Raw genomic sequence first — 20,264 nt, forward strand, 5'->3', positions numbered from 1 at the left:
CAGGCAGGAGGACACGCTTTGCGAAGGGCAACAAGCCCTTTTCTTCAAATGTTTAAGCTATTGATTTTATGGCGTCGCTTTCAGAAAATTATGCTATATCGAACATCATAAACAGAAGGGGAATGTCCGATGAGTATCGATATCGGCGGAAGGTTGCGCTATGTGCGCATGCGGCAGAATCTGTCGCAGCGCGAGCTTGCAAAAAGGGCTGGTGTAACCAACTCGACCATATCGCTGATCGAGGCCAATCAGTCCAATCCGTCGGTCGGTGCGCTCAAGCGTATTCTCGACGGCATTCCGATCGGCATGGCCGAGTTTTTCGCGCTGGAGCCGGATACACCGCACAAGGTATTCTATCAGGCGGAAGAGCTGGTGGAAATCGGCAAAGGCCCCATTTCCTACCGGCAGGTGGGCGACCACTTGTTTGCGCGCTCGTTGCAGATCCTGAAGGAGCGCTATGAGCCGGGCTCCGACACAGGCAAGGTGCTGCTGATGCATGAGGGCGAGGAGGGCGGTATCGTCATCTCGGGCCGCATCGAGGTGACCGTCGGCAGCGACCGGCGCATATTGGGGCCGGGCGACGCCTATTATTTTTCCTCAAAACTGCCGCATCGCTTTCGATGCATCGGGCCAACAGCCTGCGAGGTGGTCAGCGCCTGCACGCCGCCGAGTTTCTGACGGCGCGCAGGAGAACGGTATTTAATTGTAGCGCGAGATACCGAGATCGTCGGCGCGGATATCCGGCTTGTTGCCGCTGACCAGATCGGCCAGAAGCTTGCCCGAGCCGCAGGACATGGTCCAGCCCAGCGTGCCGTGACCGGCATTGATGAACACGTTGTCGTAACGGGTTCCGCCGATGATCGGCGTGGAGTCCGGCGTCATCGGGCGCAGACCCGACCAGAAGGTCGCGGCCTTGAGGTCACCGCCGGGGAACAGATCGCTCACCGACAGGTCGAGCGTTGCGCGACGGGCCGCCGGAAGATCCTTGGTGAAGCCGGACACTTCCGCCATGCCGCCGACACGGATGCGGTCGCCGAGGCGGGTGATGGCGATCTTATAGCTTTCGTCCAGAACCGTCGAGACCGGCGCGCGGTCCTCATCGATAATCGGTGCGGTGATCGAATAGCCCTTCACCGGATAGATCGGCGCATTGAGGCCAAGCGACTTGACGAGCGCAGGCGTATAGCTGCCGAGCGCAACCACATAACGGTCTGCCGTGAGAATGCCGTCTGACGTTTCCACGCCGGAAACGCGACCGCCAGACAGAACCAGCGACTTGATATTCACGCCGAAGCGGAATTTGACGCCCATGCCTTCGGCGATCTTGGCCAGCGCATTGGTGAACTTGAAGCAGTCGCCGGTTTCGTCATGGGGCAGGCGAAGGCCGCCGACAAACTTGTCCTTCACGCGGGCGAGCGCAGGTTCAATCTTGGCGCAGTCGTCACGGTCGAGCACTTCGAACGGCACACCGTCCTGCCGCAGCACTTCGATATCCTTGCCGATGCCATCGAGCTGATATTGCTCGCGGAAGAGCTGCAAGGTGCCCTGCATGCGCTGGTCATATTCGATGCCGGTATCCTTGCGCAGATCGACAAGAACATCGCGGCTATATTCCGCCACGCGGACCATGCGGGTTTTGTTGACCTTGTAACGGCTGTCCGTGCAGTTGGCGAGCATCTGCGTCAGCCAGACATACTGCTTGGGATCAGATGTCGGGCGGATGATCAGCGGCGCATGCTTCTGGAACAGCCACTTTGCCGCTTTCAGCGGAATGCCGGGAGCCGCCCATGGCGAGGCATAGCCGGGCGAAACCTGACCGGCATTGGCGAAGCTGGTTTCCAGCGCCGGACCTTCCTCGCGGTCGATGACCGTCACTTCATGGCCAAGCTTGGCCAGGTAGTAAGCCGTTGTGACGCCGATGACGCCACTGCCGAGTACGGTAATCTGCATGTTCGCCTCTTTTTTGTTATGCATTTTGGCTCGAACGCGCGCTATCCACGTAGAAACGGGCATAGCGGTTGCCGAGCGCTGTCAGAATTTCATAAGGGATCGTGTCACATTCGCTCGCCACGTCTTCCAGACGCTGATGCGGGCCGATCAGTTCCACGAGACTGCCAAGCTTGAGCGTGCCTTCCGGCAGCGCGCTGACATCGAGCGTGATGGAATCCATCGAAACGCGCCCTACGATGGGCAGGCGGGTTTCGCCATAAAAGGCTGAACCCTTGTTGCTGAGCGCGCGGAACCAGCCGTCGGCATAGCCCACCGCAATGGTGGCAATCCGCATGGGGCCTTCGGCGATATAGGTGCCGCCATAACCGATGGCCGCACCTTTTTCCACGTCGCGCACCTGAATGACGCGCGCCGACAGTGTCAGCACCGGAACGATCGCGCTTTTGGGTCCGACGCCATAAAGCGCGACACCGGGGCGCGCGAGGTCGAAATAATAGGAATTGTCGAGAAAACTGCCGCCCGAATTGGCAAAGGCGACGGGCAGTTTCGGCAGGCGCGCCAGTGCTGCGCGCATGGCGGCAAGCTGGCTTGCATTGGCCGGGTTTTCCGGTTCATCGCCGCTCGCCAGATGGCTGATGATAAACCGCACATCGATGCCGTCGAGCAGCGAAAGATTGTCGGCCAGCCGGTCCAGTTCCTTGGCCGAAAGGCCAAGACGCGACATGCCGGTATCGACTTGCAGGAGCGCTGGCAGTTTCTTGCCGCTGCTGGCCGCCAGATTGGCCCAGTTTTCCACCTGTTCCAGAGAATTGAGCACCGGCACGATGCCTTCGCGGGCGCAGGCGGCTTCGGTGCCGGGTTGCAGGCCGTTCAGCACATAAAGCGTCGCATCGGCGTTCAGCACAGGCCGCAGCGCGATGGCTTCGCCCAGATGCGCAACGAAGAAGTCGCGGCAGCCCGCTTCGTAAAAGGCGGGCGCAACGCGATGTGCGCCAAGGCCATAGGCATCGGCTTTGACGACCGCTGCCGCACGGGTCGGCGCGATGTGCTGCGCAACGGCGGAATAATTGTGCCGCAGCGCGGCAAGATCGATGGTCAACACGCCGCCAGCGGCGAGATCGCTTTGCTCTTTCGAAAAATGCATCGACATATCAACCATATCCATTGCGCAATTCTTATTGCCCCATATCCGCCGGATGCGTTGCTGCATCCAAACGGGCATCGAGATATATTAATCGAAGACTATTCGAATGTTTTTGCTATCTGTCGCAGATTATGCGAATTTTGGCACATCCTGCGCACGTTTTAGCTTTTCATTCGAAGAATATGCATGGCGACACTCGACAGTATAGACCGGAACATCATTCGTTGTCTGCGCCGTGACGGGCGCATGACCAACAGCCAGCTTGCCGCTGAGGTGGGGCTGTCGCAGTCCGCCTGTCTGCGACGGGTGCAGATTTTGGAAGAAGGCGGCGTCATCCGTGGCTATACGGCCATCGTTGGCTCATCGGGCGGTGACGAGCGGCTGGTCGCCATTGTACGCATCACGCTCGACCGGCAGACCGAAGAATATCTAAACCGCTTTGAAGAAGCCGTGCGGCGGCATCCGGAAGTGCAGGAATGCTATCTGATGACGGGGGATGCAGATTATATTCTGCGCGTCGAAGCTGAAAACGCTGCGGCTTATGAAATCATTCACAAGGAAATCCTGTCGCGTCTGCCGGGCGTGGCGCGCATCCATTCCAGCTTCGCCATTCGCACGGTGCTGCTGTCGAAAGCGCCGTCATCGCGGGGATAGAACTTGTTACTGATCGAAGCCGCCGCCACGCATCCCCTCATCCTGAGGTGCGGAGCGAAGCGAAGCATCATCCTGAGCCCGCCGAAGGGTCGAAGGACGAGGGCAGGCGCTGCGGCTGTTTTCCCTCGCCCTTCGAGACGCTCTCCTTCGACAGGCTCAGGAGAGGCTCCTCAGGGTGAGGGAAAAGGAAGCGTGGTCGTTTAAAAATTGACCGAATGCAGGACTGATGCGTCGATCGTGTTGATATCGCGCTTGCCGCATAGCGCCATGGTGACATCGAGTTCCTTGCGGATGATCTCAAGCGCCAGCGTGACGCCTTCCTTGCCCATGGCGCCAAGGCCATAGAGGAAGGGGCGACCGATGAAGACACCCTGTGCGCCGAGCGCGCGGGCCTTCAGCACGTCCTGACCGGAGCGGATGCCGCCATCGACATGCACTTCGATCTGATCGCCCACGGCGTCGACAATCGGCTTCAGCATGGAGATGGATGACGGCGCGCCATCGAGCTGGCGACCGCCATGGTTGGACACGATGATGGCATCTGCGCCGGACTTGGCGGCCATCTTCGCATCTTCCACATCAAGGATACCCTTGAGGATCAGCTTGCCGCCCCATTGTTCCTTGATCCAGGCCACATCGTTCCAGTTCATCTGCGGGTCGAACTGTTCCGCCGTCCAGGAGGAAAGCGAGGACAGGTCGGTCACGTTCTTGGCGTGGCCGGCAATGTTACGGAAGGTGCGGCGCTGCGTGCCCATCATGCCCAGGCACCAGCCGGGACGGGTCGCCATCTGCCAGATATGCTTCGGGGTGAATTTCGGCGGGGCGGACAGACCGTTGCGGATATCCTTGTGGCGCTGGCCGAGGATTTGCAGGTCGAGCGTCAGCACGAGGGCTGAGCAGCCTGCGGCCTTGGCGCGACCGATCAGGTTCTTCACGAAGTCGCGGTCCTTCATCACATAAAGCTGGAACCAGAACGGCTTCTTGGTCACCGAGGCAACGTCCTCGATAGAGCAGATGCTCATCGTGGAAAGCGTGAAGGGCACGCCGAAAGCCTCGGCAGCCTGTGCGGCCAGCATTTCGCCGTCGGCATGCTGCATGCCGGTGAGGCCTGTCGGTGCGAGCGCGACCGGCATGGCTACATCCTGACCGATCATAGTCGTTGCGAGCGAACGGTTGGTCATGTCGACCAGTACGCGCTGGCGCAGTTTGATCTTCTTGAAGTCGTCCTCGTTGGCACGATAGGTCGACTCAGTCCAAGCGCCCGAATCCGCATAATCGAAAAACATTTTCGGGACGCGGCGCTGGGCGAGCCGCTTCAGATCGGCGATTTCAACGATGTTGGACATTACTCTTGCCCCTTGTGGTAAGTTTTCTTGACCACTCGCATGAAGGATCGCGCGACTGAAATCAAGTGCGAAGCTACAAAACACCGACATCAACTGGTCGTCAATTGAAGGTGATGGCTATTTTGCTTATGCTATTGCTCTGCGTAATACGTTCGCAATGGAACAAGGATTGAGACATGAGCAAGGATGGCAAGGGTTCCAAAACCGGCTTTATCGGCAAAAGCTCAAGTGCTGCCGGTGGCTGGGGGGCTCTGAAGAGCTGCGGCAAGCAGCTTTTGGCCAGCGGCGCGCCGCTGACGGGTGCGCGTGCCTTGCTCAAGGCCAATCAGCCCGATGGTTTCGACTGTCCCGGTTGCGCCTGGGGCGACCCGGAACATGGCTCGTCCTTTGAGTTCTGCGAAAATGGCGTCAAGGCGGTGGCCTGGGAGGCGACCGACCGGCGCACCACGCCCGCTTTCTTCCGGGACCATACGGTTTCGCAATTGCGCAAATGGACCGATTACGATCTGGAAAATACTGGCCGTCTGACGCATCCGCTTCGCTACAATGCGGCGACCGACAAATATGAGGCGGTTGAATGGGATGTGGCTCTGGAGCGCATTGGCGCGCTTCTGCGTGAGTTCGATCATCCGAACCGGGTCGAGTTCTACACGTCGGGTCGCGCTTCCAACGAGGCTGCCTTTCTCTACCAGCTTTTCGTGCGTGCCTATGGCACCAATAATTTCCCCGATTGCTCCAATATGTGCCACGAAGCCAGCGGTGTGGCGCTGAAACAATCGGTCGGCGTCGGCAAGGGCACGGTGCTGCTTGAGGATTTCGAACAGGCCGACGCGATTTTCGTCGTCGGGCAAAACCCCGGCACCAACCATCCGCGCATGCTGGGCGATCTGCGCCGTGCTGCCGAACGCGGCGCGCGCATCGCGGTGTTCAATCCGATCCGCGAACGCGGGCTGGAGCGTTTTGCTGATCCGCAGAACAAGCTCGAAATGCTGCATGGCGGCAGCGAAGCGATTGCCAGCGATTATTTCCAGCCGCGTCTGGGTGGTGATCTGGCGGCGTTTCGCGGCATGGCAAAGGCGGTATTCGCAGCGGATGACGCGGCGCTCGCCGCAGGTGAGCCGTCCATTCTCGCCCGGGATTTTCTGAGTGCGCATACCGCCGAACTCGAAGCCTATCGCGCTGCCGTGGATGCGACGACCTGGGAGGAGATCGAAGATCAGTCCGGTCTGTTGCGGCAGTCTCTGGAGCGGGCCGCGCAGATCTATATGGATGCGGAGCGCGTGATCTGCACCTGGGCCATGGGCGTGACCCAGCATCGCCATTCGGTGATCACCATTCGCGAGATCACCAATTTCATGCTGCTGCGCGGCAATATCGGCAGACCCGGCGCGGGCCTGTGCCCGGTGCGTGGCCATTCCAATGTGCAGGGCGACCGCACGGTTGGCATTAACGAAGATCCGCCGCGCGCATTTCTCGATGCGCTGGAAAAGGAATTCGGTTTCGATGTGCCGCGTGAACCGGGCCATAATGTCATCGGTGCCATTGGTGCCATGCTGGACGGAACGGCGAAGGCCTTTATCGGTCTCGGCGGCAATTTTGCCCGCGCGACGCCGGATAGCCCGATCATCGCGAAAGCGCTGTCGAGCCAACGCCTGACCGTGCATATCGCAACCAAGCTCAACCATTCACATCTGGTGCCGGGGCAGGATTCGTTCATTCTGCCATGTCTCGGACGCACTGAGATCGATCTGAATTCCAAGGGCGTTGCCCAGATCGTCACGGTCGAGGATTCCATGAGCATGGTGCATGGATCGGGCGGCATCAATGCGCCAGCCTCGCCGCATCTGCGGTCGGAAGTGGCGATTATTGCGGGCATGGCCAATGCGACGCTCGGCCCCAAGCCTGTCAACTGGCTGGACATGGCCGACGATTACGACCTGATCCGCGACCGCATCGCGCGTGTGCTGCCTGATTTCTACGATTTCAACAAGCGTGTGCGTGTGCCGCGCGGTTTCCATCTGCGTAATACGGCGCGTGAACTGGAATGGAATACGACGAACGGCAAGGCCACTTTCTGGACTGGCGCACTGCCGGAAGCCATCGAGCATCAGCAGGCACGCGGGCGTCCGGGTCGTTATGTGTTGCAGACCTTCCGCAGCCACGACCAGTACAACACGACCATCTACGGCATGGATGACCGCTATCGCGGCGTCTATGGCGAGCGGCAGGTCGTGTTCATGAATCCGCTCGACATGGCGGATATCGGTGTCGAAGCGGGCGACCGCGCCGATATTGTCGGCGACTTCGTCGATGGTCTGGAACGGGTCGCACGTGATTTCCGCTTTGTGCCCTATGACATTCCGCGCGGTTGTATCGCTGGCTATTATCCGGAGATGAATGTGCTCGTGCCGATTGGCAGCTCCGGCGACGAGAGTTTTACGCCGACCTCGAAATCGGTGATCGTCTCGTTCCGACCGGTACAGCCCGTCGCCGCTTGATGGATCAAGCAGCCGCCGACTATATGGCGCTCGTAGAAAAGCTGACCGGCAATGCGCCGGACCTGTCTTCGCTTGGCGCAGGCATTGTTGCTGCGCTGGCGCTGGGCGTTGCCGCCGACAGCCGGACCTTCGCCCGGGTGTTGGGGGTTGCGCATGCACTGGTGCTGCGTGAGGTGAACCTGCTGGGCGCAGACGGCGGTTATATCGTGATCACGCAGCGCGATCCGCGCACCCAGCGCACGCGCTATGAACTTAGCCCCGCCGGTCAGCAGTTGGTTGAGAGAATCTAGAACCAATCCGCTTCCAATTTGAGCCGTCACTTGGCTGCGTCCGACCGGATGCTGTCCTGTTGCGTCCAAGCGCTGGCAAAAATCGCCAGCGGGAACGAGCGCTTGCGTATTTCATAAAATCATCACTTGCTATTGGTTCTATATAGGTTCTATCATGCTCGTCATGAATAGAACCACCTTGATCACTTCCATTGAAGAGCGCGGCCTGCACGATCCGCAGCGGACGGGGCCGCTTTATCGCAATCTGGCGCGTATTCTCGGTGAACTGATCGAGGAGGGAAAGCTGGCGCCCGCTGTCGGGTTGCCCCCGGAGCGTGATCTGGCCGAGGGGCTTGGGCTTGGGCGCATCACGGTGCGCAATGCCTATAAGGAACTGCTGGCGCAAGGCGCGGTTGAATCCCGGCGCGGCAGCGGTACATTCGTTGCAGAGCGCCCAGCGCGCATCAGCCAGCATCTGTGGCGGCTGACATCGTTTTCGGAAGACATGCTTTCGCGTGGCAAGGAGCCGGGCGCGCGCGTGGTGACGAACCGTATCGACAAACCATCGCCAGACGAAGCCTTTCGGCTCGGCGTCGGCGTGGATACGTCCATTGTGCGGCTTGACCGTCTGCGCCTCGCCGATGGCGTGCCGATGGCTTTTGAGCGCGCCGTGGTGCCGCGTCATTATCTGGATACGGATCGCGTCGATGAAGCGTCGCTTTACGGCGCGCTGGCGCGGCGTGGTTACAAGCCTGTGCGCGCCTTGCAGCGACTGACTGCCGTTACGCTTGATCCCGGCACAGCGCGTCTTCTCGGCGTGCATCGCGGCGCTCCGGCGCTTTTGATTGAACGCATCTCGCATCTCGATGACGACCGTATCGTCGAATACACCCGCTCGCATTATCGCGCCGACGCTTATGACTTCGTCGCTGAACTGAAAATTGGAGAATGATCATGGTGAACCAACCATCCCTCATGTTGCAGGAAACCGAGCAATCGCCTGCGGTGGTTGCAACGCTTCTGGAAAAGGAAGCCGGTACGCTGGCCGAGATCGCAAAGATTTTCGCGAAGAATGAACCGGCGGTCATCACGACAGCGGCGCGCGGTTCTTCCGATCACGCGGCGACATTCTTCAAATATTTGATGGAAATCACCATGGGCATTCCGGTTGCCTCGATCGGGCCTTCGGTTGCTTCCGTCTATGGCTCGAAGCTGAAGCTTGCCGGCGGCGTGCATTTCACCGTTTCGCAGTCTGGCGCCAGCCCCGACATCGTGGCGGCACAGGCCGCTGCCAGAAAGGGCGGCGCGACGACGATTGCCGTGGTCAATGTAGTGGACAGCCCTCTCGCGAAAGAGGCGGATCTGGTTCTCGCGCTGAATGCAGGCGAGGAGAAGAGCGTCGCGGCCACAAAGTCTTTCATTGCAGCAGTGGCTGCCCTGTCGGGCGTGGTGGCTGCCGCCAGCGGCGATGCCGATTTGCGCGCCGGTTTGCAGCGTCTGCCGGAAGCACTTGCCGCAACCCGCCCGGATGGGCGCGAAGCCGTGGAAAACCTCCTGTTCAATGCGCGTTCGCTTTATACGGGCGGTCGCGGTACGGCCTATGCCATTGCGTTGGAATCTGCCCTGAAGGCCAAGGAAACCGCCAATATCCACGCCGAGGCTTTTTCGCTGGCCGAGCTGATGCACGGTCCGATGCGATTGGTCGAGGAGGGGTTCCCGATCCTGTCCTTCCTGCCACGCGACGAGGCTTTCGACACCAATATTCAGGCCCTGAAGCGGCTGCATTCCTTCGGCGCGAGCATCGTGACGCTGTCCGATGCCGAAACGCCGGGCTTCCGCCTGCCATCGGCCAGCACGGGCAGCCCGCATCTCGATCCGCTGGTCTCGCTCATCAATTACTACCGCGTCATTGAAGCGGTGACGCGCCGCAAGGGCTTTGATCCCGACAAGCCGCGCAATCTCAACAAGGTCACGGTGACGGTATGACAAAGAAGGCGGCAATCGCGGGTGCGCGGATTTTTGATGGCGAGCGGTTTCATGACCAGTCCGCCCTTGTTTTCAGTGACGGCAAGGTTGAAGCCATTGTGCCGGAAGCAGCCCTTGGCGAGGCCCATCAGGTCGAGCGCCTGAAGGGCGGCGTCATTGCTCCGGGTTTCATCGATGCGCAGGTGAATGGCGGCGGCGGGCGTATGCTCAACGATCAGCCGATGCCGGAGACCATGTTCGTGATTGCCGAAGGTCACCGTAAATACGGTACGACCAGCCTTCTGCCGACGCTCATTACCGACACGACGATTGTGCGTGACCGCGCCATTGAGGCAGCCGTCGAAGCGGTGAAAGCCGACAAGGGCGTCGCGGGCCTGCATCTTGAAGGGCCGCATCTGGCGCCTGCGCGCAAGGGTGCGCATCTGGCTGAGCTGATGCGCCCGGTCGATGACGCCGATATCGCGCTTTATATCCACACGGCGGAGCAGATCGGCACATTGCTTGTGACCGTCGCTGCCGAACAGGTCACGCCCGAACAGGTGCGCCGTTTAAGCGATGCGGGTGTCGTGATCAGCATCGGCCACAGCGACACGACGGCGGAAGAAGCCTTCAAGCGTTTTGATGCCGGTGCGCGCAGCGTTACCCATCTCTTCAACGCCATGAGCCAAATCGGCCACCGCGCGCCGGGTCTGGCAGGCGCAGCGCTCGACCATCCGGATATCTGGTGCGGGATCGTAGCCGATGGTCATCATGTCGATCCGATGGCGCTGCGTCTGGCGCTGCGCGCCAAGCGCGGCGACGCCCATCTTTTCTTCGTGACGGATGCGATGTCGCTGGTTGGCTCGAATGCGACCAGTTTTGAAATCAATGGTCGCGCCGTGCACCGCGTGCCGGGCGGCATCTGCTCCAAGCTGATCCTGTCGGATGGCACCATTGCCGGTTCCGACCTCGACATGGCCTCGGCGGTGCGCTTCGGCGTGGCGGAACTGGAGCTGACGCTGGCCGAAGCCCTGCGCATGGCGAGCCTTTATCCGGCACGGTATCTGCGGCTTGCAGATCGCGGATTGCTGCGTCCGGGCATGCGCATGGATGCCGTGCATCTCGATGACGGATTGTTTGCGAAAACTACCTGGCGCTCCGGCGTGAAACAGGCTGCGGGGTGAGGGGAAAGCAGATGACCGCTATAACAGACCGCTATTTTAACGATCTGATTGCCCGCCTGACGAGCCTGCGTGACCGTCTGGCCGAACCGATGGAAAGGGCGGCCGACCTGATTGCCGCCGCCGCGCGCGCTGACCGCCGGGTCTATGTGTTCGGCACCGGCCATTCCCATATGATGGCGGAAGAGTTGCATTATCGCGCCGGTGGTCTGGCGATCACCGTGCCGATCCTCTGCGGCGCGATCATGCTGCAGGATGGGGCGGTTGCCAGCTCGCATTTCGAGCGGATCGAAGGCGCGGTACTGCCGATCCTCGACCGCTACGGCATTCAGGAAGACGACGTGTTGATCGTCGTTTCCAATTCCGGTGTCAATGCTGCGCCAATCGAAGCGGCACGCTATGCCCGCGAGAAGGGGGCGGCGGTGATTGCAGTTACGTCGGTCACCTATTCCAGCGCGATTGCCAAGGGACGCACGCAGCTGCTTTCACTGGCCGATGTCGTTCTCGACAATGATGCGCCTGCGGGCGATGCCGTGCTGGAAGTGGAGGGCAGCGCCCTGAAGGTGGGACCGGTTTCCACCGCGCTTGGCGTGACGATCCTGAATGCGATCTTTGCCGATGTTGCATCCCGCCTCGTGGATGATGGCAGCGCGCCGGTCTATCTCAGCGCCAATATGCCGGGTTCCGGTGACGTGAACCGCGCGCTCGTTTCACGATATCGGGATCGCAATCCGCATCTTTGATCAAATAAGAGCAATCTTTCTTCCAAAGTTGCTTGATAGCGCAATCCGGTCAGTGCATTACGCATTCTGGCATGGCGGAGACCGCATCGTGAACTAGTTTCAAGGCGCGCGCTTTGGCCCGCGCCTTCGAAAACTGAGGAAGTCCGATGCATAACTTTGTCCTGACCGTCACCTGCAAGTCCACCCGCGGCATCGTTGCCGCAATTTCGGGTTATCTTGCGGCGAAGGGTTGCAACATCATTGATAGCGCCCAGTTCGACGATCTCGATACGGGTCGTTTCTTCATGCGAGTCAGTTTCATTTCGGAAGAAGGCGTGGCGCTCGAGACCCTCAGCGAAGGCTTCCAGCCCATTGCGGCCCCGTTCGAAATGGATTTCGATTTCCACGACAACGCCAAGCGCACCAAGACGCTTTTGATGGTCTCGCGCTTCGGCCATTGCCTCAACGATCTGCTCTATCGCTGGAAGATCGGCGCACTGCCGATCGATATTGTCGGTGTGGTGTCGAACCATTTCGATTACCAGAAGGTCGTGGTGAACCACGACATCCCCTTCCATCATGTAGCCGTCACCAAGGCCAACAAGCCGGAAGCCGAACAGCGCCTGATGGATATCGTCAACGATACCGGCACGGAGCTGGTCGTCCTTGCGCGTTACATGCAGGTTCTGTCCGACCAGCTTTGCAAGCAGATGTCTGGCAAGATCATCAATATTCATCACTCGTTCCTGCCGTCTTTCAAGGGCGCGAACCCCTACAAGCAGGCCTATGAGCGTGGTGTGAAGCTGATCGGCGCGACGGCGCATTACGTCACAGCCGACCTCGACGAAGGCCCGATCATCGAGCAGGACGTGGCACGCATCACGCATGCGCAGAGCGCTGCCGATTATGTTTCCATCGGTCGCGATGTCGAGGCGCAGGTGCTGGCGCGTGCGGTCCACGCCCACATCCACCACCGTTCTTTCCTCAACGGCAACCGCACCGTGGTCTTCCCGGCTAGCCCCGGCTCGTTCGCCTCCGAACGCATGGGCTGATATTGCCGCTCTGGCGGCCTGCAAATTGCGCCTTTTTGCGCTTCCGCTGCTCACGTACCTAAGTACGCTGCGTGCCGGTTCTCAAAAGTCACGATTTTCGTCTCGCCATAACGACAATCTCGCTAATCGCCGATGCCCAGCTAATAAAGAACCCCGCTTCGGCGGGGTTTTCTTTTGAGTGACCTGATGAGCCGCTTTGTTATCAATATTTGCGAGTGAATTCTTGGAATGGATTTTAAGAAATAATAATTTAAAAGCTGAATTGTAATTAATTCTTAGAGAGTTTTATGAAAAAGTATTCAGTATTTTTCTTTGCATTGTCGACTTTTATTGCTTCTGGTTATGCTTATGCCGGAGAGCAGGCTTCAGTACAGATGGCATCATCATCGATAAACTCATCACAATTTGTATATCGCGATTCTCAAGCGATTCCTCAGGCACTTCTTTTGGCTTCAGCTGAGGAGGATCCGCATGAAGGCAAGGATTTTGGTAAGAAAGATGAATGCGAGAAGCTGTGTGCGGGGCAATGCCTACAGATGTGCCAAAGCTGGACGTGCTCCCCTATTCCTAAGCGGTGATGCCGATCTCATCTAAGCTCCGGATTGAAAGATATAACATAATAAAAAAACCCCGCTTTCGCGGGGTTTTCTTTTGACCTTATTTCAAGATCAGTCGATGTCGAAGGAAACGCCCTGTGCGAGCGGGAGAGCCTTCGAATAGTTGATAGTGTTGGTTGCGCGGCGCATATAGCCCTTCCACGCATCCGAACCGGATTCACGACCGCCGCCGGTTTCCTTTTCGCCGCCGAATGCACCGCCGATTTCAGCACCCGAAGTGCCGATATTGACGTTGGCGATGCCGCAATCTGAACCTTCAGCCGAGAGGAAGCGTTCTGCTTCCTGCAGGTTCAGCGTGAAGATCGAGGACGACAGGCCTGCGCCGACTTCGTTATGGCTCGCCAGAACATCGTCGAAGTCGGAATATTTCATCACATAAAGGATCGGTGCGAAGGTTTCTTCGAGAACCGGACCTTCCTGCTTTGGCATTTCGACGATGGCTGGACGCACGTAGTAAGCGTTTTCATGGCCGCTATCGACGCGCTCGCCACCCTGAACCTTACCGCCATGGGCGGAAGCTTCCTTGAGGGCCTTCTGCATGTTGTCGAAGGCAACCTTGTCGATCAACGGACCGACCAGAGCAGTGGTTTCAAGCGGCGAACCGACGGAAACGCTGGCATAGGCCTTCTGCAGGCGCGGGACGAGAGCGTCATAAACGCTTTCATGAACGAACAGGCGACGCAGCGTCGTGCAGCGCTGACCAGCGGTGCCCATGGCGCCGAAAGCAATTGCGCGCAGAGCCATGTCGAGATCGGCCGACGGGCAGACGATACCGGCATTGTTGCCGCCGAGTTCGAGGATCGCGCGAGCGAAACGCTTGGCAAGACGCGGACCAACTTCGCGGCCCATGCGGGTCGAGCCGGTGGCCGAGAGAACCGGAACCTTCGGGCTGTCCACGAGGACTTCGCCGATTTCGCGGTCACCGAGCAGGACCTGCGAGAGGCCTTCCGGCGCATCGCCGAAACGCTTGAGCGCGCGCTGGAAGATCGCATCGCAGGCGAGAGCGGTGAGGAGGGTCTTTTCAGACGGCTTCCAGACAACCGAGTTGCCGCAAACGATGGCGAGGGCGGCGTTCCACGACCAGACGGCGACGGGGAAGTTGAAGGCGGAGATGACGCCGACAACGCCGAGCGGATGCCAGGTTTCCATCATGCGATGGCCAGCGCGTTCGGTGGCAATCGTCAAGCCGTAGAGCTGGCGTGACAGACCGACAGCGAAATCGCAGATGTCGATCATTTCCTGGACTTCGCCGAGGCCTTCCGAAGTGATCTTGCCAGCTTCGATCGAAACGAGGCGGCCGAGATCTTCCTTGGAAGCGCGCAGTTCTTCGCCCAGAAGACGGATCAGTTCGCCGCGCTTCGGTGCCGGAACATTGCGCCAGGCGCGAAAGGCTTCATCACCCTTGTCGATGATCTTGGCAGCGTCGTCCTTGCTGTGGGTCTTGACGGATGCGATCTGCTCGCCCGAGACCGGGCTGAAACCAGCAAAGTTGCCTGCGGTGTAAACGGCAGCGTCAACACCGAGCTTGGCGAGAAGCTCTGCGGCTTCCTTCTTCACATCGACTTTTCTGACAGCGGTGTTCATAGCTTTCCTCTCTATGTCTTAACTTTACTCTGCCGCTTCAAGGCCGCCGAGGCGGGCCTGTAGGGCTTCGATGGATTCACGTTCGATACGGGCGTAATGCTCGAATTCGTTGAGAACCTTGGCGCCAAGGTCTTCTTCAAAGCGCTTCTGGTTCGGGCTTTCCACGAATTCCTGCGTGTCGTCATCGCCCAGATTGGACTGGAATATACCGGCAGCGCTGACCGGCAGGAAGTCTTCATAGGTCAGCGGGTCGAACTGAACCGCGCCAGCGGCTACAAGAAGCTCGATATCGGTGTTTGGCTTGAAGCTTGCAAGCTTTGCGGCGTCCTTGACCGAATAGGCGAAGTAGCCGAGGCCCGCTTCACGAATGCCAGCCCATGTGTCCGGGAAAGCTGCGAACGTGTCGCTCAGCGCCTTCACATAGGTGCTAGCATTGGAGCCATCCGGGGCCGGACGGGCAATGGCGCGGGTGTCGTTGAGAAGCTTGTCGTAAAGGCCGCGCCCCTTTGGCGTCAGGGCAATGCCGCGCTGTTCAATTTCACCGAAACGGGCGGTGTGCGAACCGGGGGTCCACTGACCGTCGCTGCCTATGAAAGAGACTTCTTCTTCCAGCGCCTTGAACGAGGTCTGGCGCAGGAGGATCGGGCACTTGCGGGTTGGCGGGCCTTCGACAACAGCCTTCGGATTGATGCCCCGTTCCGGCATCTGGTCCTGCACGGCGTCGATGTCGAGCGTGCGCGGTGTCAGATGGTTGATATGCGGGCCCTTGAACGAAACAACGTCGGCAATCAGGCGGTGTGCATCATGCAGGCGATGGTATAGCTCGGTCGAGACATTGGCGTGATCGTGCCAGCGGAAGGTTTCCAGCACTTCGGCAACGAAAGCCTTGGCGTCGGCATCATTGAGGCCGCCTTCGGCTTCTGCCTTCTCGACAAGCACTACCGCGCCCGCGGTAAAGATGTTGCGCTTGGCCAGAACTTCTTCCGACTCCGCACGCAGCTTCTCGTCGGCGATGAGGTCGAGACGAAGAAGCGAGGTGAAGACGCGGAACGGATTGTGCTTCAGCGCGGCATCGTCAATCGGACGGAAAGCGGTGGAGTGCACAGGAACGCCAGCCGCGCTCAGGTCGTAATAGCCGACCGGGAACATGCCCATCACCGCGAAGACACGGCGCATCATGGAAAGTTCAGCAGCGGTACCGAGGCGGATAGCGCCATGACGCTCTTCGGAAATACGCTCCAGCGAGTCGGTTTCCGTGAGGCGTTCGTGCAGATGGCTGTCGTCCGCCAGAACCTTGGCGTTCACATCTGCGACGAGTTCCATCAGCGTGCCGTAGGCAGGCACTTCTTCCCTGTACATGCCGGACATCGCAGCCGAAAAGGCGGAGCGAATGGCGTCTGGCGATACGAATTTCTGCGCGTTCATGGCGTATGCTTCCGTGGACCTTGGATCGTCTTTGTAGGGGTCATATTCAGCATTGCGAAAACATGACGGGATTATGATGAAAATGTATCATATCAGCCGCTTTCCGGTTATGATTGCGCCGAAAGCAACTATGTTAATGCGAGATTGGAATGAAGCTAAGCAGGAGACTGATTCCGGACATCGCCACTTTGCAAGCCTTTGAATGTGCTGCGCGGCATGGCAGCTTCACCCAGGCGGCCAATGAACTCAATCTCACCCAGAGCGCCGTCAGCCGTCAGATCAAGGATCTGGAAAGCCAGCTCGGCGTGCTTTTGTTCGAGCGTATCCGCCAGCGCATTCTCCTGTCCGATGCGGGGCGCAAGTTTCTGCCGGAAGTCCGGCGTCTTCTCAACCAGACCGAAGATACGATGTTGCGCGCCATGGCTTCGGCGCAGTCCACATCGTCTTTCAGCGTCGCGACCTTGCCGACATTCGGCACGCGCTGGCTGATGCCGCGTATCCCCGATTTTGTCGAGAAACATCCCGGCATTGCCATCAATGTGGCGTCGCGTTCGGGCGTCTTCGATTTCGAGGAACAGCCGCACGATCTTGCCATTCACTATGGGCAGCCGGTCTGGGCGCACGCAACCTGCACTTTTCTGTGCAGCGAGGTGATCGTGCCCGTCGCAAGCCCGCGCCTGCTGGAAGCGCGCCATCCCGCCGCGCCGGAAGATCTGGAAAGTGAGCCGCTTCTGCATCTCGCGACACGTCCGAAAATGTGGGCACAATGGTTTGAGAGCTGCGGCGTCGAGGGGCAGTCCGCCTATCGTGGGCACCGTTTCGACCAGTTCTCGATGGTGATCGGGGCGGCGCTGGCCGGTCTCGGCTTTGCGCTTCTACCGCTTTACCTGATCGAGCAGGAACTGCGTGATGGCGATCTGGTGCTGCTTTTCGAAAAGCCCATGCGTACCGAGAATGACTATTATCTCGTTGTGCCGGAAGGAAAACTGGAGAATCCGCTGACCCAGGTGTTCTGCCAGTGGATCGCCGGGCAGGTGGGCAATACGGACTATTCGGCACTGGTTCATTCCAAACCGGAATGAATTGTTGCGCAATTAGCGCTGTCCATCCGGCTTTCGCGGCGTGAAATAGATGCAGTCGGGTGGATAGCCCGTTTTCCACTATATGAAATGGTTGCTCTCAATGTTGAACGATCCGCGCTCTCATGGTCTTTGGGAAAAGACCGCTCCGGCTGCTCCGAAGACCACGTCGCTGCAAGGTGACATGACGGCGGACGTGGTGATTGTGGGCGGCGGTTTCTCCGGTCTTTCCACGGCTTTGCATCTGGCGGAAAAGGGCGTGAAGGCGATCGTCCTTGAAGGTATTGAGATCGGCTTTGGCGGTTCGGGTCGCAATGTGGGTCTGGTCAACGCCGGCATGTGGGTGATGCCCGATGATCTGCCGGGTGTTCTCGGCGAAAAATACGGTGCGCGTCTGCTCGATGTTCTGGGCAATGGACCGAAGCTGGTTTTCGAAATCATCGAGAAAAACAAGATTGCCTGCGAAGTCGAAAAGCAGGGCACGCTGCATTGCGCCGTGGGCGCGAAGGGCCTGAAGGAACTGGAAGACCGCTGTGAGCAATGGGCACGTCGTGGCGCCAATGTGAAACTGCTCGACGCCAGGGAAACGGAAGCCAAGGTCGGCACCAAGGCCTATGCGGGTTCGCTGCTCGATCTGCGCGCCGGTACGATCCAGCCGCTGGCCTATGTGCGCGGTCTGGCCCATGCGGCAGTTGGCGCAGGCGCACAGATTTTCACGGGCAGCCCGGTGGTCGGCGCCAGCGAGCAGAACGGCAAGTGGACCGTCAAAACCGCCAAGGGTTCGGTCACGGCTGACTGGGTGGTCGTCGCCACCAATGCCTATACCAATGCGCCATGGGCAGAAGTCCGCGCCGAACTGGTACATCTGCCCTATTTCAATTTTGCAACCACGCCGCTCTCCGACAATCTGAAAAAGAGCATTCTGCCGGAACGTCAGGGCGCTTGGGACACGAAGGAAGTTCTGTCGTCCTTCCGTTTCGACCAACAGGGTCGTCTGGTGTTCGGCAGCGTCGGTGCCTTGCGCAATACAGGCGCTTCCGTACACAAGGCCTGGGCGAAGAAGTCGCTCAAGCGCCTGTTCCCGCAGATCGGCAATGTCGAGTTCGAAGCGGAATGGTATGGTAAGATCGGCATGACCAATGACAGCCTGCCGAAGTTCCATCGTCTGGCCCGCAATGTGGTCGGCTTCTCCGGCTATAATGGTCGCGGCATTGTCCCGGGCACCGTGTTCGGCAAGATCCTGTCGCAGCTCGTTTCGGGCGAAATCAAGGAAGACGATCTGCCGCTGCCGGTCAGCGATCCGAAGGCGCAAAACTTCCGTGGTGTTCGCGAAGCTTACTACGAAGCGGGCGCGCAGATCGCCCATGTGGCGGAAATGGTAATCTGATTTTTTGCGCCCCTGCGGCTTGTCATAAAACCGCAGCGCAAATCCTCTATTGCGATGCGCATCGTCTCCAAGTTGGAGAGATGCGGATCGCTGATAGGCATGAACATTCAATGCCTTATAAGCCTTCCGATGGACGCGATTCCGCCGGAAGGCTTTTTGCATCCAAGCATTTCCAGCAAAAGTGCGAAGCGGTTTTGCGTCGGATAATGCGTAAAGACAAATAACTGGAGCGGTTCCACCGCTTCGAATTTACGACGCAGGATGTTTGACAGGTGCACCATGAATGGAAATGATCGTGCCTATCGCCATAACAGTATCTGCGCGCTATCAGTTCGCACGCGGCAGGGCTGCGCTGGCATTGCCGGCCATGCTGGCGAGCATTACACCGAAATTCGAGGAGCAAACCCCATGAACAAGATGCTGAAGCGGGCCGTTGCCGTACCTGCGCTTCTTGCTCTATCCATCGCTGTGGCACAGGCCGACACGCTGACGCTTTATACCTCGCAGCCAGAAGCGGATGCGACCAAGACCGTCGAGGCTTTCCGCAAGGCCAACCCGGAAACGGAAGTGCAGATTTTCCGCTCCGGCACCAGCGAACTCCTCACCAAGCTTGCCGCTGAATTTTCCGCCGGTGCGCCGCAGCCAGACGTGCTGCTGATTGCCGATGCGGTGACCATGGAAGGCCTGAAGAAGGACAAGCGCCTGCTCGCCTATCCGGAAGCAAAGCTCGATGGTTTTGCAGCCGACGCCTATGACGCCGACAAGACCTATTTCGGTTCCAAGCTGATCACCACCGGCATTGCCTATAATACCGGCGCGTCGCAGAAGCCGGAACATTGGGCCGATCTCGCCAAGGCTGATTATAAGGGCCAGGTGGTCATGCCGAGCCCGCTTTATTCGGGCGCAGCGGCTTACCTGCTGAGCGGTTTTGCACTCAACAAGGATCTGGGCTGGGATTACTTCAAGAATCTCAAGGCCAATGAACTAGCAAGCGTGAAGGGCAACGGCGCTGTGCTGAAGTCTGTTGCCAGCGGTGAAAAGCCTTACGGCATCCTCGTCGACTTCATGGCGCTCAACGCCAAGGCCAAGGGCTCGCCGGTCGAGTTTGTGTTCCCGTCGGAAGGCGTGCCTGCCGTGACCGAGCCGGTCGCCATCATGGCCACTGCAAAGAATGTCGATGGCGCCAAGAAGTTCGTTGACTTCATCCTCTCCGACAATGGTCAGAAGCTGGCGCTGGATCAGGGCTATCTGCCTGCCAAGGAAGGCGTTGGCCGTCCTGCCTGGCTGCCGGAAGGCACCAAGATCAACATCATGTCTATCGACACCCAGAAGGTTCTCGATCAGACTGATGCCGACAAGAAGCAGTTCTCCGAGCTGTTTGGCGGATAAGG

The 20,264-nt window shown here is 59.0% G+C and carries 19 protein-coding genes; 14 read left to right on the top strand and 5 right to left on the bottom strand.

What is annotated here, in order from left to right; all coding sequences use genetic code 11:
* Positions 1 to 129 precede the first annotated feature (129 nt).
* Positions 130 to 678, top strand: coding sequence for a cupin domain-containing protein (locus tag FHW03_RS12210; protein WP_078338831.1), 549 nt, complete (start codon positions 130 to 132; stop codon positions 676 to 678).
* A gap of 21 nt (positions 679 to 699) precedes the next feature.
* Here the strand turns inward: FHW03_RS12210 and FHW03_RS12215 are convergent, their stop codons facing one another.
* Together FHW03_RS12215 and alr are read right to left on the bottom strand one after the other, a co-directional pair.
* Positions 700 to 1,950, bottom strand: coding sequence for a D-amino acid dehydrogenase (locus FHW03_RS12215; RefSeq protein WP_182520893.1), 1,251 nt, complete (start codon positions 1,948 to 1,950; stop codon positions 700 to 702).
* 16 nt (positions 1,951 to 1,966) lie between these two features.
* Complete coding sequence (gene alr, locus FHW03_RS12220; RefSeq protein ID WP_182521179.1) at positions 1,967 to 3,109, bottom strand: alanine racemase; 1,143 nt, start codon at positions 3,107 to 3,109, stop codon at positions 1,967 to 1,969.
* Between the two features lie 171 nt (positions 3,110 to 3,280).
* On the opposite strand from alr, the gene FHW03_RS12225 reads away from it, so the two are divergent.
* Positions 3,281 to 3,748 carry an Lrp/AsnC family transcriptional regulator gene (locus FHW03_RS12225; RefSeq protein WP_182520894.1) on the top strand — a complete coding sequence of 156 codons (468 nt, stop codon included), beginning with the start codon at positions 3,281 to 3,283 and terminating at the stop codon, positions 3,746 to 3,748.
* A 200-nt stretch (positions 3,749 to 3,948) separates the two neighbouring features.
* Here the strand turns inward: FHW03_RS12225 and FHW03_RS12230 are convergent, their stop codons facing one another.
* Positions 3,949 to 5,094, bottom strand: coding sequence for an alpha-hydroxy acid oxidase (locus FHW03_RS12230; protein ID WP_182520895.1), 1,146 nt, complete (start codon positions 5,092 to 5,094; stop codon positions 3,949 to 3,951).
* A gap of 176 nt (positions 5,095 to 5,270) precedes the next feature.
* On the opposite strand from FHW03_RS12230, the gene FHW03_RS12235 reads away from it, so the two are divergent.
* From FHW03_RS12235 to FHW03_RS12270, 8 genes are all read left to right on the top strand, one after another.
* Positions 5,271 to 7,592, top strand: a complete 2,322-nt coding sequence (locus FHW03_RS12235; protein ID WP_182520896.1) for an FdhF/YdeP family oxidoreductase — start codon at positions 5,271 to 5,273, stop codon at positions 7,590 to 7,592.
* Positions 7,592 to 7,882 carry a hypothetical protein gene (locus tag FHW03_RS12240; RefSeq protein WP_377514717.1) on the top strand — a complete coding sequence of 97 codons (291 nt, stop codon included), beginning with the start codon at positions 7,592 to 7,594 and terminating at the stop codon, positions 7,880 to 7,882. Before FHW03_RS12235 ends, FHW03_RS12240 begins: the two co-directional genes overlap by 1 nt.
* 163 nt (positions 7,883 to 8,045) lie before the next feature.
* A complete protein-coding gene (locus FHW03_RS12245) occupies positions 8,046 to 8,813 on the top strand; it encodes a GntR family transcriptional regulator (protein ID WP_182520898.1) in 768 nt (255 codons plus the stop codon).
* Positions 8,814 to 8,818: 5 nt separating this feature from the next.
* Complete coding sequence (locus FHW03_RS12250; protein ID WP_182521180.1) at positions 8,819 to 9,847, top strand: SIS domain-containing protein; 1,029 nt, start codon at positions 8,819 to 8,821, stop codon at positions 9,845 to 9,847.
* The gene (gene nagA / locus FHW03_RS12255) at positions 9,844 to 11,010 is read left to right on the top strand and encodes an N-acetylglucosamine-6-phosphate deacetylase (protein WP_182520899.1); all 1,167 of its coding nucleotides are present in this window, start codon (positions 9,844 to 9,846) and stop codon (positions 11,008 to 11,010) included. Before FHW03_RS12250 ends, nagA begins: the two co-directional genes overlap by 4 nt.
* An 11-nt stretch (positions 11,011 to 11,021) precedes the next feature.
* The gene (locus FHW03_RS12260) at positions 11,022 to 11,750 is read left to right on the top strand and encodes a sugar isomerase domain-containing protein (RefSeq protein ID WP_182520900.1); all 729 of its coding nucleotides are present in this window, start codon (positions 11,022 to 11,024) and stop codon (positions 11,748 to 11,750) included.
* Between the two features lie 146 nt (positions 11,751 to 11,896).
* Positions 11,897 to 12,781: a formyltetrahydrofolate deformylase gene (purU, locus tag FHW03_RS12265; RefSeq protein ID WP_182520901.1), complete on the top strand. Its 885-nt coding sequence runs from the start codon at positions 11,897 to 11,899 to the stop codon at positions 12,779 to 12,781.
* A gap of 287 nt (positions 12,782 to 13,068) precedes the next feature.
* Complete coding sequence (locus tag FHW03_RS12270) at positions 13,069 to 13,359, top strand: hypothetical protein (RefSeq protein ID WP_182520902.1); 291 nt, start codon at positions 13,069 to 13,071, stop codon at positions 13,357 to 13,359.
* Positions 13,360 to 13,449: 90 nt separating this feature from the next.
* Here the strand turns inward: FHW03_RS12270 and FHW03_RS12275 are convergent, their stop codons facing one another.
* Positions 13,450 to 14,982 (bottom strand): aldehyde dehydrogenase family protein, encoded by a 1,533-nt coding sequence (locus FHW03_RS12275; RefSeq protein WP_182520903.1) that lies wholly within the window; start codon positions 14,980 to 14,982, stop codon positions 13,450 to 13,452.
* Positions 14,983 to 15,006: 24 nt separating this feature from the next.
* Complete coding sequence (locus tag FHW03_RS12280) at positions 15,007 to 16,407, bottom strand: VOC family protein (RefSeq protein WP_182520904.1); 1,401 nt, start codon at positions 16,405 to 16,407, stop codon at positions 15,007 to 15,009.
* A 149-nt stretch (positions 16,408 to 16,556) separates the two neighbouring features.
* On the opposite strand from FHW03_RS12280, the gene FHW03_RS12285 reads away from it, so the two are divergent.
* The 4 genes from FHW03_RS12285 to FHW03_RS12295 all read left to right on the top strand — a co-directional run bounded on the left by FHW03_RS12285 (position 16,557) and on the right by FHW03_RS12295 (position 20,262).
* Positions 16,557 to 17,489, top strand: a complete 933-nt coding sequence (locus FHW03_RS12285) for a LysR family transcriptional regulator (protein ID WP_113533836.1) — start codon at positions 16,557 to 16,559, stop codon at positions 17,487 to 17,489.
* Positions 17,490 to 17,589: 100 nt separating this feature from the next.
* Positions 17,590 to 18,873 (top strand): FAD-binding oxidoreductase, encoded by a 1,284-nt coding sequence (locus tag FHW03_RS12290; RefSeq protein WP_182520905.1) that lies wholly within the window; start codon positions 17,590 to 17,592, stop codon positions 18,871 to 18,873.
* A 283-nt stretch (positions 18,874 to 19,156) separates the two neighbouring features.
* The gene (locus FHW03_RS26060) at positions 19,157 to 19,285 is read left to right on the top strand and encodes a hypothetical protein (RefSeq protein WP_268898820.1); all 129 of its coding nucleotides are present in this window, start codon (positions 19,157 to 19,159) and stop codon (positions 19,283 to 19,285) included.
* Positions 19,282 to 20,262: an ABC transporter substrate-binding protein gene (locus FHW03_RS12295; RefSeq protein WP_182520906.1), complete on the top strand. Its 981-nt coding sequence runs from the start codon at positions 19,282 to 19,284 to the stop codon at positions 20,260 to 20,262. Before FHW03_RS26060 ends, FHW03_RS12295 begins: the two co-directional genes overlap by 4 nt.
* The last annotated feature ends 2 nt before the right edge of the window (positions 20,263 to 20,264 follow it).

Origin of the sequence: Ochrobactrum sp. RH2CCR150 (genome assembly GCA_014138095.1) — a bacterium.
Taxonomy (GTDB): domain Bacteria; phylum Pseudomonadota; class Alphaproteobacteria; order Rhizobiales; family Rhizobiaceae; genus Brucella; species Brucella gambitense.

Coding starts and splice junctions, on each gene's coding strand:
- FHW03_RS12210 (WP_078338831.1), top strand. CDS start 130: ATGAGTATCGATATCGGCGGAAGGTTGCGCTATGTGCGCATGCGGCAG.
- FHW03_RS12215 (WP_182520893.1), bottom strand. CDS start 1,950: ATGCAGATTACCGTACTCGGCAGTGGCGTCATCGGCGTCACAACGGCT.
- alr (WP_182521179.1), bottom strand. CDS start 3,109: ATGGTTGATATGTCGATGCATTTTTCGAAAGAGCAAAGCGATCTCGCC.
- FHW03_RS12225 (WP_182520894.1), top strand. CDS start 3,281: ATGGCGACACTCGACAGTATAGACCGGAACATCATTCGTTGTCTGCGC.
- FHW03_RS12230 (WP_182520895.1), bottom strand. CDS start 5,094: ATGTCCAACATCGTTGAAATCGCCGATCTGAAGCGGCTCGCCCAGCGC.
- FHW03_RS12235 (WP_182520896.1), top strand. CDS start 5,271: ATGAGCAAGGATGGCAAGGGTTCCAAAACCGGCTTTATCGGCAAAAGC.
- FHW03_RS12240 (WP_377514717.1), top strand. CDS start 7,592: ATGGATCAAGCAGCCGCCGACTATATGGCGCTCGTAGAAAAGCTGACC.
- FHW03_RS12245 (WP_182520898.1), top strand. CDS start 8,046: ATGAATAGAACCACCTTGATCACTTCCATTGAAGAGCGCGGCCTGCAC.
- nagA (WP_182520899.1), top strand. CDS start 9,844: ATGACAAAGAAGGCGGCAATCGCGGGTGCGCGGATTTTTGATGGCGAG.
- FHW03_RS12260 (WP_182520900.1), top strand. CDS start 11,022: ATGACCGCTATAACAGACCGCTATTTTAACGATCTGATTGCCCGCCTG.
- purU (WP_182520901.1), top strand. CDS start 11,897: ATGCATAACTTTGTCCTGACCGTCACCTGCAAGTCCACCCGCGGCATC.
- FHW03_RS12270 (WP_182520902.1), top strand. CDS start 13,069: ATGAAAAAGTATTCAGTATTTTTCTTTGCATTGTCGACTTTTATTGCT.
- FHW03_RS12275 (WP_182520903.1), bottom strand. CDS start 14,982: ATGAACACCGCTGTCAGAAAAGTCGATGTGAAGAAGGAAGCCGCAGAG.
- FHW03_RS12280 (WP_182520904.1), bottom strand. CDS start 16,407: ATGAACGCGCAGAAATTCGTATCGCCAGACGCCATTCGCTCCGCCTTT.
- FHW03_RS12285 (WP_113533836.1), top strand. CDS start 16,557: ATGAAGCTAAGCAGGAGACTGATTCCGGACATCGCCACTTTGCAAGCC.
- FHW03_RS12290 (WP_182520905.1), top strand. CDS start 17,590: ATGTTGAACGATCCGCGCTCTCATGGTCTTTGGGAAAAGACCGCTCCG.
- FHW03_RS26060 (WP_268898820.1), top strand. CDS start 19,157: ATGGAAATGATCGTGCCTATCGCCATAACAGTATCTGCGCGCTATCAG.
- FHW03_RS12295 (WP_182520906.1), top strand. CDS start 19,282: ATGAACAAGATGCTGAAGCGGGCCGTTGCCGTACCTGCGCTTCTTGCT.